This is a genomic window from Flagellimonas profundi (assembly GCF_017313275.1).
In the GTDB taxonomy this organism is placed as follows: Bacteria; Bacteroidota; Bacteroidia; order Flavobacteriales; family Flavobacteriaceae; genus Flagellimonas; species Flagellimonas profundi.
Map to the genome: position 1 here is coordinate 473,809 of NZ_JAFLNM010000001.1, position 19,560 is coordinate 493,368.

Here is a 19,560-nt window from a genome sequence, read left to right on the forward strand (position 1 = left end):
AGACGCTACCCTTTTAACAATACTACTTTAAATGTTGATCCTTTCATGGGCATGCTTTCCACAGATATCTGTCCTCCCATGGATTCAATTTGGTTTTTGGATATAAAAAGGCCAATGCCACGGGCATCTTTGTTTCTATGGAAGGTTTTGTACATTCCAAAGAGTTTTTTGCCATATTTATCAAGGTCAATGCCCAGTCCGTTGTCCGCTACCTCCAAATAAACATTTTGATCTTTTTCCCATGCTTTGATCAAAATAGTGGACTTCGGTTTTTCAGGGTCCCTATATTTGATTGCATTGGATACTAAATTGAGCACTACACTTTCCAAATAGGCCAAAACTCCCTTTACCTCCAGGTGTTTGGGAACATCAACGCGTATTTCAACATCATTTTTATTAATTAAAGCCTGAATATCCATGAGAACCTTTTGCACAATGTAGGGGAGCTGTATTGATTTTAGTTTTTTATCCGTTTCCAGCTTCACCTGTACCACCTCATTCAAATGGGCAATGGTTTCATTTAGTCCGTTGGATGCTCTGCCCAACATACCCAAACTGTCATTCTTTTCGGCTTCCCCAAGTGTTTCATCATTTAAAAAGCTACTGATCATGGTGAGGTTGGCAGCATGGGACCTTAGGTTATGTGAAACAATATGTGCAAAGTTCAACAAACTGCTGTTTTGGCTGGTGGATAGTTCCAGGAGCCCCTTTAATTTTTTTTCCGCTTTTATTCTTGCAGTAATATCTACAATTTGAGAGATGAAATGTGAAATGTCACCTTCTATATTTCTTGCAGCCGTAACAGTTAATATGATATAAACGACCTCCCCATTTTTATTAAAGTACCTTTTTTCAATCTGGTAGGTACTTCTTTTGCCTTGTATGAGTTCTCGCAAATAGGAGAGATCTATTTCAAGATCTTCCGGGTGCGTAATTTCTTGAAAAGTCATATTTAAAAGCTCTTCTTTGGTATGCCCCAAACTTTCACAGAGACTTGGGTTCACATCAATAAAGCTTCCATCTTTGCCCACCAGTGCCATTCCAATGGATGAGTTTTCCAGAGTACCTTTTAGGGACTCTTCACTTTTAAGTAATTGTAATTGTGTTCGTTTTAAATCGGTAATATCCTGATTGATTCCGATCATTTTAAGGGCATTTCCATTTCCATCCCTAAGGACGGTAGCCTCAGCCTTCATCCAGCGTATGTCGCCACTGGGCCAAATCACCCTAAAAATGGTGTCAAAATTCTTGATTCCCGAAATGGCATTGTTTACTTCGATCGAGGTTTGTTCAATGTCATCGGGGTGTACACAGGCCTGCCACGCTTCCAACACGCCATCAAAGTCAGCCTCTTGAATACCATACAACAAGTACATGTTTTGATCCCAATACACCTGATTGTCAGGGATATTGTATTCCCAGATACCAATACCTGCGGTTTTGGTGGCCAAGGACAACCTTTCACTTACCTCTTTAAATCCAAGCTCTATTCTTTTTCTTCTGTCAATATCCTGAAATGTCCCTACGATCCTAACACATTTTCCGTTGACTATTTCAGGTTCTCCAATGGCACGCACCCATAGTTCATTGCCATTTTTCGTGATTAGTTCCAATTCTGTTTCCCAAGGCTTTCCAGAATCTATCGCATTTTGTACCAAATGGGTAATGGTATCCCTGCTTCGACCTTCTTTATAAAAGGAAATAGCTCTTTCTATATCGGGAACATAATCTTCTGGAACTTCATGGATCTCTTTGGTGATTTTTGACCAGTAAAGGCTGTTTTTGACCAAATCCATCTCCCAGCCACCGATTCTGGCAACTTCTTGTGACTTGATCATAAGTTCCTCCTCCCTTCGTTTATCGGTGATATCCTCTAAAATAATAAGAACGTTTGGTGAAGAAACATCATTTTCATGTATACTGCTTATTTTCCAATCGTACCAAACCGAATCCCCATTGGCCAAAATCAGTCTTTTGGAGTCAGACCTGTGTTCAATGCCTTCCAAACAATAATTGATGTCCAGTTTTAACTCTTCGGGCAGTTCGGGCATTTCATTTAAAAAGTTCTTACCCTCTATTTCCGGATCAAGGTTGAACTGGCTCAGCCATTGTTTGGAAAAATCAACGAAACACTGTTGTGCATCTAGAATGGCAAATGGGATGGAGGTATTGTGAAAGATGGATTGGCGTAACGTCATCTTGGGGAATGTTTTGAAAATCAAATAAAAATATCAAAACAGGATAATTCGCACAATATTGTTTTTAAAATAAGCTTTCTTTTATTGGGAAATCGATTTTACTTCATGTTCACTGGTCTTGAAGTATTCAATTCGGTTCCTTTAAAGCATGGGCTTCAATACTTCCCAAACATTGTTGGCCACCAATTTTTGTCCTTCAACCGTGGGATGGATGCCATCACCTTGGTTGAGTTCGGGGATTCCTGCAACATTTTCTAGCAGGAAAGGAATTAATTCAATGTCTTCTGACGCGGCCAATTCTGGAAAAATGCTTTCAAATTTCGTAGTGTATTCCGGCCCCATGTTCGGCGGGATCTTCATGCCGGCCAGGATAATTTTGGCCTCTGGCAATTTGCTTTGTACCGTATCCACCATGCTTTGCAGGTTCTGTTCTGTTTCGGTCAGAGGAACACCACGGAGCCCATCATTGGCACCTAATTCAATGATAATGATATCCACATCATCCTCTAAAACCCATTCCAATCTATTTTTTCCACTAGCAGTGGTTTCCCCGCTCAATCCGGCATTGATCACGGAATAATCCAAACCCAGTGAATCTATTCTCTGTTGGATCAAAGCAGGGAACGCTTCGCTCACTTCAAGTCCGTATCCTGCCGTTAGGCTATCCCCAAAAAACAGTATTTTTTTTGATGGAACGGTAGTCTCCGTTACTTCGGTTTCTTCGGTGGTCGTTACTTCGGTAGCTTCTTTTTTTGAGCTCTTTTCACCGCAACCAAGTAGCAAAAACATCAAAAAATAACAAAACATTAACGGCAAACGGAAGCTTGGGATTTTCTTGGTCATAATCAATTTTAGTATTTTGAGAGTTTTAACCAAAAGCGTGATATGTCAAAGATATTAAAAGTTCAGCACCTCTCTAAAACCTATCGGAGTGGTGAACATGATCTTAATGTGCTCAACAATGTTTCCTTTGAAGTGGAAAGTGGAGAAAGTTTTGCAATTGTGGGCCCTTCGGGCAGTGGTAAAACCACCTTGTTGGGACTCTGTGCAGGGTTGGATACCACCGATGAAGGTGAAATATGGCTTTGCAATCAGAATTTGTTCGGTTTGGATGAGGATGGAAGAGCGCGTTTAAGGAACGAGAATGTTGGATTTGTATTTCAGGACTTTCAATTATTGCCTACGTTGACGGCTTTGGAAAACGTGATTGTTCCCTTGGAACTGCGTGGTGTAAAAAAAGCAACGGCCCACGGAAAGGAACTCTTGGCCAAGGTAGGTCTGGAAAATAGGGAAGGGCATTACCCGTCCCAACTATCGGGTGGTGAGCAACAACGTGTGGCTTTGGCCCGTGCCTTTGCCAATAAACCATCCATTCTTTTTGCAGATGAGCCTACAGGAAACCTGGACGATGAAACGGGAACCAAAATAGAGGATTTGCTTTTTGAACTCAACAAAGAACAGGGTACTGCACTGGTGATCGTTACCCACGATCTGGAATTGGCGCAAAAAACAGATAAGAGCATTCGCCTACGATCGGGCAAAATCGAGGAAACTGTTGGATAATATGGTAAAGAACAACGCTGGATTTTCTTGGTTGCTAAAAATGGCCTGGCGCGATGGTAAGGCAAGCTACGGTAAACTTTTACTGTTTGTTTTTTCCATAACATTGGGTGTGGCCGCAGTGGTAAGCGTACATTCCTTTAGCGGCTTGCTCAAGGATAATATTGCATCGCAGTCGAAAGCACTGTTGGGAGCCGATTATGTTATTGAAAGTGATAAACCCGTCAACGATAAGGTGATGGGTATTATGGACTCTTTGGGCGGCGCAGATGCGCGGGAAATCAATTTTATGTCCATGGCCGCTTTTCCCGGTAATGAAGGAACCAAACTCATGGAGGTCAGGGGGGTGGAAGGCGGTTTTCCGTTCTATGGTGAATTAGGGACCGTACCCGAATCTGCAACCAATGACTTTAGGGATGGAGGTGCCCTTGTTGATGCCACAACCATGCTTCAACTCAACCTAAAGGTCGGAGATAGCATAAAACTGGGTGCCGTTACCTTGCCTATAGCGGGCGAATTGGAAGCAGTTCCGGGGAGCACCTCGGTTTTTGGAGCCATAGCACCTCCAATTTTAATTCCATTCGAATTCATTGAATCGACAGGTCTGGTACAAACAGGAAGTCGCATCGAGTACAAATATTACTTCAAAGCAGAAGAAAACGAGGATATGGCGCTATTGGATGAGCAGGTGGATCCCGTTCTCGATGCTGAAGAGGCAGATTTGGATACCCACTTGTCCGAAGCCCGCCGATTGGGTCGACGGTACGAGAACTTTGGAAAGTTCCTCAATCTTGTAGGGTTCATAGCCCTGCTCTTGGGCTGTGTAGGTATTGCGAGTGGCATGGGCATTTATGTCCAAATGAAGATAAAATCCATCGCCGTGCTCAAATGCTTGGGAGCCTCAAAACGTCAGAGTTACCTTATTTTCTTTATTCAAATAGCCTGTATGGGGATTGTGGGCGGTTTACTGGGAACGGCCATTGGTTATGCGCTGCAGCAATTATTCCCTGTATTGTTGGGTGATTTGTTGCCCGTGGATGTAGATGTCACTTTGTCTTTACAGAGCATTGTGCTGGGGTTGTCTTTGGGATTGGCCATGTCCGTACTTTTTGCACTATATCCCTTGATGAAAACATTGTATGTTTCCCCATTACAGGCCTTGCGCGTAGTGCAGGAAAAACAGTCCCGATCCAAATGGGCAACTACAGCGGTTGGTTTGGGTATTGTTTTGTTTGTGTTTTGTTTTTCATTTTGGCTTTTGGGAGACATTATGCGCTCCCTGTTTTTTGTGATAGGATTGTTGGTCGTCTTTTTGATTTTGACCGCCGTGGCCCGATTCTTTATGGCCATGTTGAAAAAGTTTTTCCCGTATTCATGGAGTTTCATTGCCCGCCAAAGCCTCAAGAATTTATTCCGTCCCCAAAATCAGACCCTGGTATTGGTGTTGGCCATAGGTATTGGAACGTTTCTGATCAGTACGCTTTACTTTACCAAGGATATGCTCTTGGAAAAAGCGGCCATTGAGGATAGTGCCAACAGTGCCAATATGATTTTGATGGATATTCAGAACCAACAGGTGGATGGGGTGTCCAATACCATCAAAGGAGCAGGATATCCAGTTATTGATAAAATTCCGATCGTTACCATGCGGGTAGAGACCCTCAAAGGGGAACATGTGGAAGATATCAGAAAGGATACCACATCACAGGTGGGACGATGGATATTGAATCATGAGTTTAGGGTAACCTATCGAGACAGCCTGATCAATTCCGAACGTCTTTTAGAAGGAGATTGGGTAAGTGCCGTAGATTCTGATTCCGATGTGCCCATTTCGGTAAGCAGCGATTTTGCCAACATGGCCAAGGTGACCATAGGTGATCCTGTTTCCTTCAATGTACAGGGCCGGATCATGAATACGGTTGTGCAAAGTATCCGTGAGGTGGACTGGAGTAGATTGCAGCCCAATTTTTCCATTGTTTTTCCATCAGGGGTGCTCGAAAATGCTCCACAATTTGGGGTAATGACGACCAGAACATCCGACGATATGGGCTCGGCCAAACTTCAGCAGCAATTGGTACGTCAATTCCCCAATGTTTCCATTCTGGATTTAAAACGAATATTAAGTCTTTTGGAGGATATTTTGGGAAAAATAGGATGGGTCATCAACTTTATGGCCTTCTTTAGCATATTTGTTGGAGTGGCGGTACTCATGGGAGCCATTTACAGTAGCAAGCACCAACGCGTAAAGCAAGGTGCATTGCTCAGGACTTTGGGTGCCCAAGGTGGTCAAATATTAAAAATGATTGCCATTGAGTATGCAGTCCTTGGCTTTTTAGGAGCTTTTATGGGTGTGTTGCTTGCCGTTTTGGGAAGTAGTCTATTAGCTTATATGTTGTTTGAAACAGCATTCACCCCTTCATGGATTCCATTCGTCATTATTCTTCCAGCTATTACTTTATTGGTTTTTGCACTGGGTGTTGGAAATAGTATTGGAATAGTCAGAAATTCTCCACTAACTGTCTTGAAGAAAGAAAAAGAATAATTTATGCCTGATTTTTTTCAATGATTGTTATTGCGCATTAGCAATCATGTATTTTGTCATCAACAGTATACTTTCGAGGTATAAAATTGTTGTTGGCAGGGTCGGGATGGTTGTTGGAATGGTTTTTTTTTCAAAATACCCTGAAAATCATTTTATTAAGTAGGTTGAGTTTTTATTGAACTACGACCATCAAATCAAGGTATGAGAAAGAAAAGCAAAGTAAGAGGTGATCTTAAGGTTGACCCTGGGCGCAGCCTTTGGATAGTGTTACTTTTATCTTTAGTTGGATTACTATACTTCAACTGTTCACCCAAGTATTCTAATATATCAGTCCCTATTGATGAATTACAAGAATTCACTGTGGAAGGTGATTCTGTGATTCCAGATAAATGGTGGGAAGCATTTCAAGATGAAAGCTTGAACAGGTTGATCGACAGTGCGATGCAATCCAATATGAATTTAGCTGCCACTTGGCAACAATTCTTGGCATCAAGGGCATCCGTAAGGTCACAGCGGTCGAATAAATGGCCCTCCATCGAAGCTTCAGCCCAAACGGCAAGAACCCTTCCGGAACCTGACTTCGTGGGTGGTGAAAATACACAATTGGGTTTTTTATCCAGTTACGAACTGGATTTATGGGGACGTATCGGAACCGCTGTAAATGCCGAAAAATTCAGGTCCGAAGCCAGTTATTTCGACTATCAAACCCTCGCCTTATCACTTTCCGCCGAGATAGCTACGGCTTGGTACCAACTACAGGCCGCCAAAAAACAATTACAGATTACCGAAAATCAGATTAAAACAAACGAAGCTATTATAAAACTGATACGCTCCCGTTTTGTTGGAGGGCAAATAAGAGCGGTTGATATTTTGCGTCAGGCCCAATTGCTGGAAAGTACCAGAGAACAAAAAATCATTTTTGAGACCAATGTACGTTTGTTGGAAAATCAATTGGCAGTGCTATTGGGTAAACAGCCACAGGAAGGAATCGTTACGGAAGAGGCTTCGATGCCCGCTGTACCAAAATTGCCCGATACAGGCTTGCCTTTGGATTTGGTCAGGCGAAGGCCGGACCTCAAACAATCTTTTGCCCTTTTGTTGGCTGCAGATAGGGATATGGCTTCGGCAGTTCAAAGTAAATATCCGCGGATTACATTAAGCGGACGTGGACAGCTACGCTCCAACAACTTCGACAACCTTTTTGACAACTGGGCCTATTCCTTGGCCGGAAACATTTTGGCACCACTTTTTTATGGGGGACGCCTTAATGCCGAAGTAGACAGGACCACGGCCATAAAGCAACAGCGATTGTACCAATACGGACAAGCCACTTTGGTAGCCTTTAGGGAGGTTGAGGACGCTTTGGTACAAGATGTAAAACAAACAGAACGACTCGAGAATATCAGCAGGCAATTGGAACTTGCCGAAAAAAGCAATAAACAACTACGCGTCGAATTCCTGAACGGATTCAGTCCTTATCTGGACGTACTCTTAGGGTTGGACCAAGAACAACAATTACGAAGAGATTATGTGGCCGCCCAATTACAGTACGTGCAGATTAGGATAGCCTTGTACCGTGCATTGGCAGGAGGATTTGATACAGGAAGAAGAATAGAAGATCAAAAAAGTAAACTGGACGAACTCTATGAACAATAAAAAAATACTTTATATCTGTTTGGCCATTTTGGTAGGAGGAGTATTGGTGACCACACTGATATTTTTCACCGAACCCGAAGCACAGAGCGAGGGTGCTACCATTGAGACCGCAATTTTGGTGGATGTGGTCGATGCGAAAAAAGGAACTTACGCCCCTACCATAGTGGCCACCGGAACCGTTCAACCTGTGGAGGATGTTGTTCTAAGTCCTTTGGTTTCTGGTCAGATTATTCGTAGGGATCCGGCATTTACCCCTGGTGGTTTTGTAACCAAAGGAGAGGTTCTGTTGCAAATAGATCCTTCAGATTACAGGAATACATTGGAACTCAGAAAAAGTGAGTTGTTACAATCCGAAACCGCCTTGGCCACAGAAATGGGGCGCCAACAGATTGCCGAACAAGATCTTCAGCTGATCAATAACGATTCCCTTTTTGGGGATAACCCACTATCCGATAACGAAACACAATTGGTACTTCGTCAGCCACAATTAAATGCGGTTAAAGCAAATATTGAAGCGGCAAGGGCTTCCATGAATCAAGCGCAGTTGAATTTGGAACGCACCACTATCAGAGCACCTTTTGATGCTCATATTTTAAGCCAGAATGTAACTGTGGGGAGCCAAGTAGCCCAAGGAGATAATCTAGGAAGGATAGTAGGAACCGATAGTTATTGGGTAACGGCAACGGTGCCGATTTCCCGTTTGCAATGGTTAAAATTCCCGGAATCAAATGATGAAAAAGGATCGATTGTCCATATAGAAAATTCATCTGCTTGGCCAACCGGTACGCAGCGTGAAGGATATTTGGACAGGCAAATCGGTGCTTTGGACAATCAAACACGTCTGGCAAGAGTATTGGTCAGGGTGGAAGACCCTTTGACAACCTCAGAAGAACTGGAGGGTGCTCCTAAATTGATGATCGGGACCTTTGTAGAAGTAAACATCCAGGCTGACTCCATTCCCGATGTGGTACGTCTTGACCGCGATTTGGTCAGGACAAATCAAACGGCCTGGGTAATGAAGGATAATCTATTGGAAATACGCGAATTGGATATCGTGCTTACCGATAATCAATATGCTTATGTACAATCAGGTCTTGAAGATGGGGACCAAGTGGTGACCACTAATTTGAGCACGGTTACGAACGGTATAGAACTAAGGACGCGATCCGAAAGAGCTTCAGAAGAGGAAAATGACTAAAAATTGCTATGATGGATGAAAAGGATTCGGATAAAAAAGTGAGAAAAGAAGGGGCCATTGGATACATGGCCAGAAATTCCATTGCCACCAATTTATTGATGCTGATACTTTTAGGTGGAGGTATTTTTACGATGTATACCATCCAAAAGGAGGTTTTTCCCGAATTTCAGCTTGATTTTGTAGATGTATCCGTGACTTATCCGGGAGCCTCACCGGCAGAGGTGGAACAGGGAGTGCTTCAACCTGTGGAGGAAGCGGTACGGAGCGTTCAGGGTATAAAAGAGATTGTTTCTCAAGCCAATGAGGGTTCCGCTCAAGTCAGTATAGAACTGGTTGCCGGTTCCGAACGAATGAAGGCGTTCCAAGATATTGACCAAGCGATCAACCGGATAAGAACTTTTCCAGATGACATTGAACGGCCCGAAGTCAGCTTACGATCACGACAGCGGGATGTACTTCAAATTGGACTTTATGGAAAAGCGGACATATGGACCTTGCGAATACTTGCGGAAAGGTTACGGACTATTTTGTTAAGTAATCCGGCAATCACCCAAGTGGAACTTAATAATGTGCCCGATTACGAGACCCGAATCGAAATCACTCGAAATAACCTCCAAAAATATAACCTGACCCTTGGGCAGGTGGCCGACATTATCCGTCAAAGCAGTAATGATGTCCCGGCAGGAGCCGTACAAACACAAAGTGGGGAGATTTTGCTTAGGATGAAGGAGCGCAAACAATGGGCGGACGAATATGGAAACATCACCGTTGTTTCAGCCCCATCCGGTGCCAAGGTGAGCCTCAGCGATATTGCAACCATTACAGATGACTTTGAGGAAACTGGCTTTCACGGACAATTTAACCAAGAGAACTACGTGGAACTCCAGATTTTTAGGATCGGAGACCAATCCCCCATGGAAATAGAGGATGTGGCTATGGGCATACTGGAAGATTTTCAATTGCCGCCAGGTGTTAATTACCGTACCGATAGCAATAGGGCGTCCGACTATCGCGAAAGATTGTCCCTGCTTACCGAGAATGGTGTGTTGGCAATCATCATTGTTTTGCTCATACTGACACTTTTCCTCGAATACCGTCTTGCTTTTTGGGTGATGATGGGGATGACAGTTTCCTTTATCGGAGGTATGATTTTTTTGCCACTTATCGGTATAAGCGTGAACATGATCTCCATGTTCGGGTTCTTGGTTGTCCTCGGTATTGTGGTTGATGATGCTATTGTGGTAGGGGAAAATGTATACGAATACCGTAAAAAGGGATTAAGTCCCCTTAAGGCGGCCATTGCGGGCACTAAGGATGTTTCTTTACCCGTGGTTTTCAGTATCACTACAACAATCATTGCATTTGTGCCCTTACTTTTTATGCCAGGGGAAACGGGTAAATTTTGGCAACCATTGCCAGCGGTGGTGATTGTGATATTGGCCGTGTCGTTGCTGGAGGCATTATTTATCTTACCTTCTCACTTGGCCCACCTAAAAAAGGACCCGAGCAAGAACAAATGGGTACATAAATTGGAAGGTTGGCAGAGTTCCTTCGCCAATAAGTTCAATGAATTTGTAGATAGAAGGTACCGTCCACTGTTGGATAAATGTCTGAAACACCGATATATTACCCTGTCCAGTGCAATAGCTTTATTGCTGATCGTTGGAGGGTACGGTTATAGCGGGCACATGGGAATGATCATGATGCCCGAAGTGGCGGCGGATGAAATCGAAGCAGGTGTACGTTTGCCCGTAGGTACTACGCCAGACCAAGCCGCAAAAGTAGCTCATGATATCTCTGATGCTACCCAACGAATGTTCGAAGAACATAGTTTGTATGAGGTAGCCGAGGGAATCAAAACAAATGTAAGAGGGCAGAACTTTATAGATGTGGAGATTGTAATGTTGCCGCCGGACCAAAGGGATATTACCGCAGGTGAAGTCATTTCGTTATGGCGGGACAATATTGGGGACATTGAAGGAGTAGATCAAATTACTTTTGAGGCTGAACGGGGCCCAGGTGGTGCGCGCCAGGCCATTAGTATTGATTTGAGCCATACCGATATTGAAGTACTTGAAAATGCGAGTACGGCATTTGTAGAGCGGATGAATGCTTTTTCCAATACACGGGATGTTACGGACAACTATAACAAAGGAAAACTACAATACGATTTTAAACTTTTGCCACAGGGCAGAAACCTTGGGCTAACCTCCGACGAAGTCGGAAGACAGGTAAGAAACGGGTTTTTTGGAGCCTTGGCCATGAGACAACTTCGTGGTATGGATGAAGTTGAAGTCCGTGTAAAACTTCCAATGGAAGAGCGCAAGGACATCAAAAATCTTGAAAACTTTCTGATACGGACGCAGGATGGGGTGGAAGTGCCCTTAATGGATGTTGTTGAGGTACAGCAAAGAGAAGCATTTACCAGCATCAATCGTAGGGACGGTCGTAGAGTGGTGAATGTAGGAATGGATGTGGAACCGGCCAATGCCGTGAACAGGGTAATCGCAAAAGTACAGGAAGAAACCTTGCCCCAACTCAGGGCCGATTATCCAGGAATAACTTGGACGTTTGAGGGGAGCCAGGCCGATATGCGTGAGAGTACGAGCACCCTTCGGGCAGGTTTTACTATTGCCATGCTTTTGATCTATGCACTGTTGGCCATTGCATTTGGTAGTTATGTGCAGCCTTTGATCGTAATGACGGCAATTCCGTTTGGAATCGTTGGAGCCGTCATTGGACATATTTTATTGGGTTACGACCTTTCTCTTGTAAGTTTAATGGGGGTTATCGCACTATCCGGTGTGGTGGTCAACGACTCTTTGATCATGATTGATTATGCCAACAAACGGCGAAAGGAGGGGGATCCCATATATAAATCCATTCACGAAGCTGGTTTACGAAGGTTCCGCCCGATTATTTTGACCACAATGACCACTTTTGGTGGATTGGCCCCTATTATTTTAGAGACCTCCAGTCAGGCTTTTTATTTAATACCCATGGCCATTTCATTAGGGTTTGGTATCGTGTTCGCAACAGCCATCATTCTAGTGATTGTTCCATGTTTGTATTTGATTTTGGAAGATGTTCGATTATCAATTCAAAAGGGTAAAACGGTTAAAGAAGTGGATGTTTCCGAAAGTGTGATTTCTTGATGGCATTACCACAACCATTTGGATAAAGATGAATTTAAAGGAAGGAATTTTTTTACCAAAACCAAGTTGCATTAAATGGGTACTGTCACATCCATTGTAGTCCCTTTGTCCTTTTCAGACACAACATTTAGTTTACCATCGATACTATTTACCATCTCGGCTACAAGCTGAAGGCCCAAGCCATAACCCTTTTCGCCATTTGTTCCTGGATTTAGACCTAAGGCATCGTTTGTAAGTTCCTTCAGCTTTTCCTTTGACATACCTATTCCATTATCGGATACTTTTACCGTAAGAAAGACTCTTTTGTCCATTTCCATAATATCAAGCTTGACGGCTACACTCCCCTTGGAAGGAGTGAATTTGATGGCATTGGCAATAAGGTTCCCTATAATGGGGAGTAGCTTTCTTCGTGAAAATTTGTATTGATTTTTTGTTTTGTCAAAACTTACATCAAGTGCTATATCCTTATTACTTGCAGGAATTAAGTAAAGCTCTTCCAGATGCGCTTTTAAAGAGGAAAGGTCAAATTGATTTTTGTCTCCAAGCTTTTGGCGTTTGTCTAAAATATCATCGGTCAATTCCATTAACTTCGAAACCGAACTATTGATTAATTTAAAATAAGCTTTGGACTCGTCGGCATCCATATTTTCCTCTTCAATAGTAGAAGTAAGACCAAGTATTCCTCCCAATGGGCTTCTGATGTCATGCGCCATTTGGTAGCGTTCTTTAATTGCACTGGCCAATTGGTCCTCCAGTTGGTCCAACTTCTTTTTGTGTTCCAATTTTTCCACAATTTCATCGGCAATCAACTGTAATAGTCTTTTCTTCTCGAGTGATATGTTTTTTTCACTTTGGTCCAATACACATAGGGCTCCGATATTTTCGCCGGTACTTACCTTTAATGGTATTCCTAGATAATATTTTAACTTATCCCTTTTTACAAAAGGATTGTCACTAAATCTTTTGTCCTGATCAAGGATTGGTAGTTCTTGGATGCCCTCTCCTTGTATGGTAAATTGACAAATTGAATCTTCGCGGTCAACTTGAAATGGTCCTGAAGCCGATGATGTTATGGTCCATTGTGAATAATTATCAATTAGATTAACATAGGAAATATCCGTATCAGTTATATACTTGGCCAATTTTACCAAGCGTTCAAACTCATCCTGAAGATTGGCATAATCCAAATCAAGATCGTTTAACTTTTTTGCTCTCTGATATTCGTTAATGGTCTTTATGGAATCTTTCAGCATCATTATTATTTTACCGAGTATACTTTCAACGGAATTCATCCTATTTTATTTGAAAGAATAGTATTACAAAGTGTTAAATTTTAAAACCTATTTAATTCAAATTAGTGAATTGATTTTTTTATGTTCTTATAGGTTTGATATTCAGAATTTTATGTTCCAAATAGCGGGCAATGGTTGAGTTTATAAATAAAGATTATCGTGATTTAATGGAAATTATATCCGGACCACTGGCCAGCCCATTGAAATTATTTCTAAAAGTTCAGTTTCATATGTAACTTAGTAGTATGGCAATTAAGGAGTTCCATATTACCAAATCATCCGGTGAACAGGTCAAGTTTTCCATAGATAAGCTTAACAGGTCTCTTCAGCACAGTGGTGCCAGTGAAGAGATGATTCAGGAGATAGTACAACGTGTACAGGATGAATTGTATCCGGGCATTTCAACAAGGGAGATTCATAACCGCGCTTTTGCTTTGTTAAAAAAGAGAAAGTCAATTTATGCATCAAAGTATAAACTAAAAAAGGCTATTTACGAACTTGGACCTACCGGTTTTCCCTTTGAACGTTTTATAAGGGGTATTCTACATTATTCGGGTTACGAAACCAAAGTGGGTGAGATATTGGAAGGTACTTGTGTTTCACATGAAATTGATGTAATTGCCTTTAAAAACGGGACTTTAAATGTAATTGAATGTAAATTCCATAGTGAAGACGGTCTCAAATGCAATGTGAAGGTTCCATTATATGTCAATTCAAGATACACCGATGTGAAGGTTCCATTGAATTCGCAAAAGGAGAAACCTTTTAAAAATACTGAAGGTTGGGTAGTAACCAACACCAGATTCACCAAAGATGCACTCGAATATGGAAAATGTACAGGTTTATATCTGTTGAGTTGGGATAATCCCCATGGCGATGGACTTAAAGAACGGATCGATAGATTGAGACTTTATCCCATTACGGTATCTACACTATTGTCGAGCAGGGAAAAAGCTTTTTTATTGGAACGGGATATAGTTCTCTGCAGGCAATTGGAAAAGAATAATTTTCTTCTTGATCATTTAGGGGTCTCCAATGGTCGGAAACAAAGAATTTTAAAGGAAATGAAATCATTGTGCAATCCCTAGAAGGTTATGAAAAAGCTTGAAGTACATTTTTTGGGAGGTTCCGGTACTGTGACAGGGTCAAAGTTTTATTTGAATACCGAAGAGGTCAAGATTTTGGTGGACTGTGGTCTGTTCCAAGGGTTAAAAGAATTAAGGAGGCAGAATTGGGAACCATTGCCCGTTGATGTTTCAGCAATAGATTACGTACTGCTTACCCATGGACATTTGGATCATTGCGGGTATTTGCCCCTGTTGGTTAGGCATGGGTTTCGCGGAAAAATTTTGGGAACGGCACCTACACTGGAAATAGCCAGGATTATTCTTGAAGATAGTGCCAAAATACAGGAAGAGGAAGCCGAAAAAGCCAATAAGGAAGCATATAGCAAGCATGACCCTGCTTTGCCATTATATACCGAGGAAGATGCGGCATTTACGCTGAATTTTTTTGAGCAAATAGAGGAAGGGGAGAAGCTTTCGCTCTCCGAGCATTGTGATGCCCGTTTTTTTTACAACGGACATATTATCGGTTCCACCTACATCGAAATTGATTTATATGGAAAACGGCTTGTTTTTTCAGGTGATGTAGGCCGTCAGGAAGATGAACTGCTAAACCCTCCGAAACAACCCGAATGGGCCGATTATTTGTTCGTGGAAAGCACGTATGGAGATAGACAGCACCCAGATGAGGACGTAGCCTATATTTTAACAGATCTGATCAGGGAAACGTTGTCCAAGAGGGGAACTTTGATCATACCTTCGTTTGCGGTAGAGCGGTTGCAATCCCTCATGTATCAATTATGGAAGCTGTATAAGAAAAATAGAATTCCCAACATACCGATTTTTGTAGATAGCCCCATGGGAAACAATGTTCTGGAGGTATTCAAGGATTTTCCAAGCTGGCATAAACTAACTCCGGAAGAATATCGTAATATGTGCAACCATATTACCTTGGTAAGCTCTTATGCCGAAACTTGGGAGACCATAGATGATACAAGGCCTAAAATAGTGATTGCCGGAAGTGGAATGGTTACCGGCGGACGTGTACTTACCTATATCAAACAATTGGGCGACATGGATACCACCACTATTTTACTTGTGGGTTTCCAAGCGGAGGAAACACGGGGCAGAAATTTGCTGGAAGGGGCCACAGAACTAAAAATATATGGAAAATATGTACCCATTAAAGCGAAGCTATACCATTTGGAGAGCCTATCGGCCCACGCCGATCAAGGTGAACTGTTAACTTGGATGGGTTCCATTAAAAATATTCCCGAAAAAGTGTTTTTGGTTCATGGAGAACAGGAGGCGATGGAGGTTTACAAGAAGAAAATCGAAGAACAATTCAATTGGAATTGCCATATTCCCAAAATGCATGAGGTTGTCGAGATTTTACTTTAGCCTAGGCTTTATAACTTGACCCCATAACTTAAATCGCCCGCATCGCCCAGCCCTGGAATTATATACCCTTTACTGGTTAAATGCTCATCAACAGCGGCAATCCAAAGGTGGGTGTCTTTGGGAAATACTTTTTTAACCTTTGCTACCCCGGATTTTGAACCGATGACCGAAATAATATGTATTTGCTTTGGAGTTCCATGACTCTTGAGTGCGTTGAGTACATTTTCCAATGTTTTTCCCGTGGCCAGCATAGGATCCGTTAACACCAATATTTTATCATCTAAAGCCGGTGCGGCAAAATATTTTACGATAACCTCGAAAGCATCTTCATTGTTGGGGTGATGCCTGTATGCCGAAATAAATGCATTTTCCGCTCGATCAAAATAGCTTAAAATACCATGATGAAGCGGCAATCCAGCTCTGAGCACTGAACAAAGAACCAACTTATCTGAACACAAAAATGATTTTTTGGTCCCCAAAGGCGTTTTGACCTCGGTTTCTTCATAATCCAGGGATTTACTCAATTCGTAAGCAAGAACCTCCCCGATGCGTTCAATATTCCTTCGAAACCGCATGGAATCTTTTTGTATTTCCACATCTCTAATTTCTGAAATAAAAGTGTTCAGAATGGAATTGATTTGATCAAACTGATGGATAATCATTTTTTAATAATTGATTCTTCTTAAAGGTAATTGTTGTTGGGAATATATAAAAATGAAAAACCTTGCCATGACTAGTTGCTCCGAACACTGATAAAGGTCATTGGAGCAAAAGAAGATTTTTGACGAAATTTGAAAGAGTTGTTTTTAAGGTTAAACGAATTCAGATTTCTGATCGACCTATGGATTTTATCGATTATTATAAAGTGTTGGGTGTAGCTAAAAACGCATCCATCGACCAAATAAAAAAAGCTTACCGAAAGCTTGCCAGAAAGTACCATCCTGATCTTAATCCGAACGATAAGGAGGCGGAACAGAACTTTAAGCGCGTCAATGAGGCCAATGAGGTGCTCTCCGACCCTGAAAAAAGGAAAAAATATGATGAGTACGGAAAGGATTGGCAGCACGCCGAAGAATTTGAGAAAGCAAAACGTTCACGGGCACAACAAGGGGGTGGACGTGATTATTCCGGCTACACATATAGTTCAGGGGGATCTGCCCAGGACTTTTCAGACTTTTTTGAATCTATGTTCGGCGGAGGTACTTCGGGATTTGGTTCACGGGGTCAAAGGGTACGTTTTCGCGGGCAAGATTACAATGCCCAGCTTCAACTATCTTTAATGGATGTCTATACAACTCAAAAACAAACCCTTACGGTTAATGGGAAGAACATAAGATTAACTATTCCTGCAGGTATCGAGGATGGACAGACCATTAAAATAAAAGGGCATGGAGGACCGGGAATAGAAGGCGGTCCTGCCGGAGACCTTTACATTACCTTTTCCATTTCCAACAATACACCTTTTAAGCGAGACGGTGCGAATTTGTATAAAACCGTACAGATTCCCTTGGTAAAAGCAGTGCTCGGAGGAGATATTCAGGTGGACACCCTAACAGGGAAAGTAAAATTAAAAGTAGCTCCGGGAACCGATAATGGAACCCAAGTGAAACTTAAAGGCAAAGGATTTCCAAAATATAAAAAAGAAGGTCAGTTTGGAGACCTTTACTTGACCTATTCCGTAAAAATACCGAAGAGCCTAACGCCGGAGCAAAAAAAGCTTTTCGAATCTTTGGAAAAGACCAACCTAGAATAATAAAACATGAAAAAAGAAAACTACATATCCATAAAAACTTTTTGTGAACGCCATGGGGTTGGGGAATCTTTTGTTTACTCCATGTACGAGTATGAGATTTTGCAAGTGGAGCTGGATGAAGATAAGGGGATGCTCCATATTGAGGATTTGCCACTTCTGGAAAAAATGGTACGCTTGCACAACGAGTTGGAGATTAATCCAGAAGGAATCCAGGCCATACATCATCTTTTGGGACAAGTAGAGAGCCTGCAGCAAGAAGTAGCTTCCCTCAAAAAGAAATTAGGCAGATTGGAATGATCTGCAGATATGACCAAGGTCATAGTATAAGGAGTGCATCCATGTTATCTTTAGAGTAAAACGCAACAAATGGAAATGGCTCAAGGAATAGGGGTTTTGCAAGCATCTTTTCTAATTCAGGAAGAAAGCCATTATGTTTTAACATTGGATGTCATGAAAAAAATATTGGTACCCGTAGATTTTTCGAAACACTCTGAATATGCTTTGGAGGTTGCCTCCAAAATAGCTAGGCAACATGAGGCAGGCATTGTTTTACTTCACATGATAGGGTTATCCGATTCGGTATTGGCCAATTCTGAGATTGCCGAAGAAGCCGAGGCCAAATATTTTTTAAAGTTGGCAAAGGATAAAATCAAGGAATTTACGGCAAAGGAATATCTTAAGGATATTTCTGTGAATGCTATTATTCAAAATTACAAGGACTTTACAGAGGTAAACAATGTGGCTCAGGAACAAAACTGTGATTTGGTGGTAATGGGTTCTCATGGAACAGGAGGCCTGAGCGAGCTTTTTGTGGGCTCCAACACCGAAAAAGTGGTCAGAACTTCCGACTTGCCCGTAATAGTGATCAAAAAGTCACATGACGATTTTTCCATCAAAAAAATGGTAATGGCAAGTGACTTGAGCAAAGAAAGTATACCTGTTTACACCAAGGCCAAAGCATTTGCAGAATTGTTTTCCGCATCATTGGAAGTTGTTTACGTTAACACGTCAGGGGCAAATTTTATGGGGTTCGATGATGTGGAGAAAAGAATGGAATCCTTTAAAAAGGAACTGGGCCAAGAAATCAATATTAATTTCTATAACCACCACAGTGTAGAGCGTGGAATCCTGAATTACTGTTTTGAAAAAGATGCCGATTTATTGGTGATCCCAACCCATGGTAGAAAAGGATTGGCACACTTTGTTGTGGGAAGTTTGGCAGAGAATGTATCCAACCATGCCAAAATACCGGTAATGACCATCAAGCTTTGATTACTTTTCGAAAAGTAATTGTAGACGTCCCAACAAAATCAATTCAGATTTATTGCTCCCGTAAAACGAGGCGGTGATAGCTCTTGAAGTGGACATTGCCAAATTTTTGATTTCTGGGGTGAAAAGAATTTTGTGGTCCATATAAAAAGCTTCGAACTCTTCGTAAATCTCGTCATTGTCCTTTCCATACTCCAACAACCAATCAAAAACAGAAACAATTTGAAAAGCGGCATCGGTACCATACTCATCCTCAATATCATCTACTTCCAACCAATAATCCTTGACCACTTCATTCAGTCTTTCCATTTCCTTCATGTGGATACTATGGTCGGCCATGGCCATCGCATAAAATAATTTTCCTAAATTTTGATAAAGTTTATTACCAAGTTTTTTTTTGGATTCCAACATTTTCTTAAATTTTAGACTAAGAGATTAAATATACTCATGTAAATAATTTCCCCCCATGATC

The 19,560-nt window shown here is 41.8% G+C and carries 15 protein-coding genes; 10 read left to right on the plus strand and 5 right to left on the minus strand.

Annotation, left to right across the window (positions count from 1 at the left end; all coding sequences use genetic code 11):
• Positions 1-5: 5 nt before the first annotated feature.
• Both J0654_RS02145 and J0654_RS02150 read right to left on the minus strand, forming a co-directional pair.
• Positions 6-2,198 carry a PAS domain-containing sensor histidine kinase gene (locus tag J0654_RS02145; RefSeq protein WP_207026126.1) on the minus strand — a complete coding sequence of 731 codons (2,193 nt, stop codon included), beginning with the start codon at positions 2,196-2,198 and terminating at the stop codon, positions 6-8.
• 141 nt (positions 2,199-2,339) lie between these two features.
• Entirely contained in the window at positions 2,340-3,041 is a 702-nt protein-coding gene (locus J0654_RS02150; protein ID WP_207026127.1) for an arylesterase, read from the minus strand.
• Positions 3,042-3,083: 42 nt separating this feature from the next.
• Here J0654_RS02150 and J0654_RS02155 point away from each other — a divergent pair, with 42 nt between their 5' ends.
• From J0654_RS02155 to J0654_RS02175, 5 genes are all read left to right on the plus strand, one after another.
• The gene (locus J0654_RS02155; protein WP_207026128.1) at positions 3,084-3,761 is read left to right on the plus strand and encodes an ABC transporter ATP-binding protein; all 678 of its coding nucleotides are present in this window, start codon (positions 3,084-3,086) and stop codon (positions 3,759-3,761) included.
• A gap of 1 nt (position 3,762) precedes the next feature.
• Positions 3,763-6,300, plus strand: a complete 2,538-nt coding sequence (locus J0654_RS02160) for an ABC transporter permease (protein ID WP_207026129.1) — start codon at positions 3,763-3,765, stop codon at positions 6,298-6,300.
• Positions 6,301-6,501: 201 nt separating this feature from the next.
• Positions 6,502-7,956 carry an efflux transporter outer membrane subunit gene (locus tag J0654_RS02165; protein ID WP_207026130.1) on the plus strand — a complete coding sequence of 485 codons (1,455 nt, stop codon included), beginning with the start codon at positions 6,502-6,504 and terminating at the stop codon, positions 7,954-7,956.
• The gene (locus tag J0654_RS02170; RefSeq protein WP_207026131.1) at positions 7,946-9,154 is read left to right on the plus strand and encodes an efflux RND transporter periplasmic adaptor subunit; all 1,209 of its coding nucleotides are present in this window, start codon (positions 7,946-7,948) and stop codon (positions 9,152-9,154) included. The genes J0654_RS02165 and J0654_RS02170 overlap by 11 nt, the downstream gene beginning before the upstream one ends.
• Before the next feature lie 8 nt (positions 9,155-9,162).
• Positions 9,163-12,309 carry an efflux RND transporter permease subunit gene (locus J0654_RS02175; protein ID WP_207026132.1) on the plus strand — a complete coding sequence of 1,049 codons (3,147 nt, stop codon included), beginning with the start codon at positions 9,163-9,165 and terminating at the stop codon, positions 12,307-12,309.
• Positions 12,310-12,380: 71 nt separating this feature from the next.
• Here the strand turns inward: J0654_RS02175 and J0654_RS02180 are convergent, their stop codons facing one another.
• Positions 12,381-13,601 (minus strand): GAF domain-containing sensor histidine kinase, encoded by a 1,221-nt coding sequence (locus tag J0654_RS02180; protein WP_207026133.1) that lies wholly within the window; start codon positions 13,599-13,601, stop codon positions 12,381-12,383.
• Between the two features lie 245 nt (positions 13,602-13,846).
• Between J0654_RS02180 and J0654_RS02185 the strand changes: the two genes are divergently transcribed.
• On the plus strand, positions 13,847-14,689 hold the full coding sequence (locus J0654_RS02185; RefSeq protein ID WP_207026134.1) for an ATP cone domain-containing protein: 843 nt from the start codon (positions 13,847-13,849) through the stop codon (positions 14,687-14,689).
• 6 nt (positions 14,690-14,695) lie between these two features.
• Positions 14,696-16,066 (plus strand): MBL fold metallo-hydrolase RNA specificity domain-containing protein, encoded by a 1,371-nt coding sequence (locus J0654_RS02190; RefSeq protein WP_207026135.1) that lies wholly within the window; start codon positions 14,696-14,698, stop codon positions 16,064-16,066.
• 8 nt (positions 16,067-16,074) lie between these two features.
• Here the strand turns inward: J0654_RS02190 and upp are convergent, their stop codons facing one another.
• Entirely contained in the window at positions 16,075-16,728 is a 654-nt protein-coding gene (upp, locus tag J0654_RS02195) for a uracil phosphoribosyltransferase (protein ID WP_207026136.1), read from the minus strand.
• Positions 16,729-16,907: 179 nt separating this feature from the next.
• On the opposite strand from upp, the gene J0654_RS02200 reads away from it, so the two are divergent.
• From J0654_RS02200 to J0654_RS02210, 3 genes are all read left to right on the plus strand, one after another.
• The gene (locus J0654_RS02200; protein ID WP_207027922.1) at positions 16,908-17,819 is read left to right on the plus strand and encodes a DnaJ C-terminal domain-containing protein; all 912 of its coding nucleotides are present in this window, start codon (positions 16,908-16,910) and stop codon (positions 17,817-17,819) included.
• A 6-nt stretch (positions 17,820-17,825) separates the two neighbouring features.
• Entirely contained in the window at positions 17,826-18,116 is a 291-nt protein-coding gene (locus J0654_RS02205) for a chaperone modulator CbpM (protein WP_207026137.1), read from the plus strand.
• 69 nt (positions 18,117-18,185) lie between these two features.
• Positions 18,186-19,091, plus strand: a complete 906-nt coding sequence (locus J0654_RS02210) for a universal stress protein (protein ID WP_237685865.1) — start codon at positions 18,186-18,188, stop codon at positions 19,089-19,091.
• Here J0654_RS02210 and J0654_RS02215 read toward each other — a convergent pair whose 3' ends face one another.
• Positions 19,092-19,499 carry a hypothetical protein gene (locus tag J0654_RS02215; protein ID WP_207026138.1) on the minus strand — a complete coding sequence of 136 codons (408 nt, stop codon included), beginning with the start codon at positions 19,497-19,499 and terminating at the stop codon, positions 19,092-19,094.
• Positions 19,500-19,560: the final 61 nt, after the last annotated feature.

What these genes read in the sequence shown, in the direction of transcription:
- J0654_RS02145 (WP_207026126.1), bottom strand. Translation starts at nt 2,198, where the DNA reads ATGACGTTACGCCAATCCATCTTTCACAATACCTCCATCCCATTTGCC.
- J0654_RS02150 (WP_207026127.1), bottom strand. Translation starts at nt 3,041, where the DNA reads ATGACCAAGAAAATCCCAAGCTTCCGTTTGCCGTTAATGTTTTGTTAT.
- J0654_RS02155 (WP_207026128.1), top strand. Translation starts at nt 3,084, where the DNA reads ATGTCAAAGATATTAAAAGTTCAGCACCTCTCTAAAACCTATCGGAGT.
- J0654_RS02160 (WP_207026129.1), top strand. Translation starts at nt 3,763, where the DNA reads ATGGTAAAGAACAACGCTGGATTTTCTTGGTTGCTAAAAATGGCCTGG.
- J0654_RS02165 (WP_207026130.1), top strand. Translation starts at nt 6,502, where the DNA reads ATGAGAAAGAAAAGCAAAGTAAGAGGTGATCTTAAGGTTGACCCTGGG.
- J0654_RS02170 (WP_207026131.1), top strand. Translation starts at nt 7,946, where the DNA reads ATGAACAATAAAAAAATACTTTATATCTGTTTGGCCATTTTGGTAGGA.
- J0654_RS02175 (WP_207026132.1), top strand. Translation starts at nt 9,163, where the DNA reads ATGATGGATGAAAAGGATTCGGATAAAAAAGTGAGAAAAGAAGGGGCC.
- J0654_RS02180 (WP_207026133.1), bottom strand. Translation starts at nt 13,601, where the DNA reads ATGAATTCCGTTGAAAGTATACTCGGTAAAATAATAATGATGCTGAAA.
- J0654_RS02185 (WP_207026134.1), top strand. Translation starts at nt 13,847, where the DNA reads ATGGCAATTAAGGAGTTCCATATTACCAAATCATCCGGTGAACAGGTC.
- J0654_RS02190 (WP_207026135.1), top strand. Translation starts at nt 14,696, where the DNA reads ATGAAAAAGCTTGAAGTACATTTTTTGGGAGGTTCCGGTACTGTGACA.
- upp (WP_207026136.1), bottom strand. Translation starts at nt 16,728, where the DNA reads ATGATTATCCATCAGTTTGATCAAATCAATTCCATTCTGAACACTTTT.
- J0654_RS02200 (WP_207027922.1), top strand. Translation starts at nt 16,908, where the DNA reads ATGGATTTTATCGATTATTATAAAGTGTTGGGTGTAGCTAAAAACGCA.
- J0654_RS02205 (WP_207026137.1), top strand. Translation starts at nt 17,826, where the DNA reads ATGAAAAAAGAAAACTACATATCCATAAAAACTTTTTGTGAACGCCAT.
- J0654_RS02210 (WP_237685865.1), top strand. Translation starts at nt 18,186, where the DNA reads ATGGAAATGGCTCAAGGAATAGGGGTTTTGCAAGCATCTTTTCTAATT.
- J0654_RS02215 (WP_207026138.1), bottom strand. Translation starts at nt 19,499, where the DNA reads ATGTTGGAATCCAAAAAAAAACTTGGTAATAAACTTTATCAAAATTTA.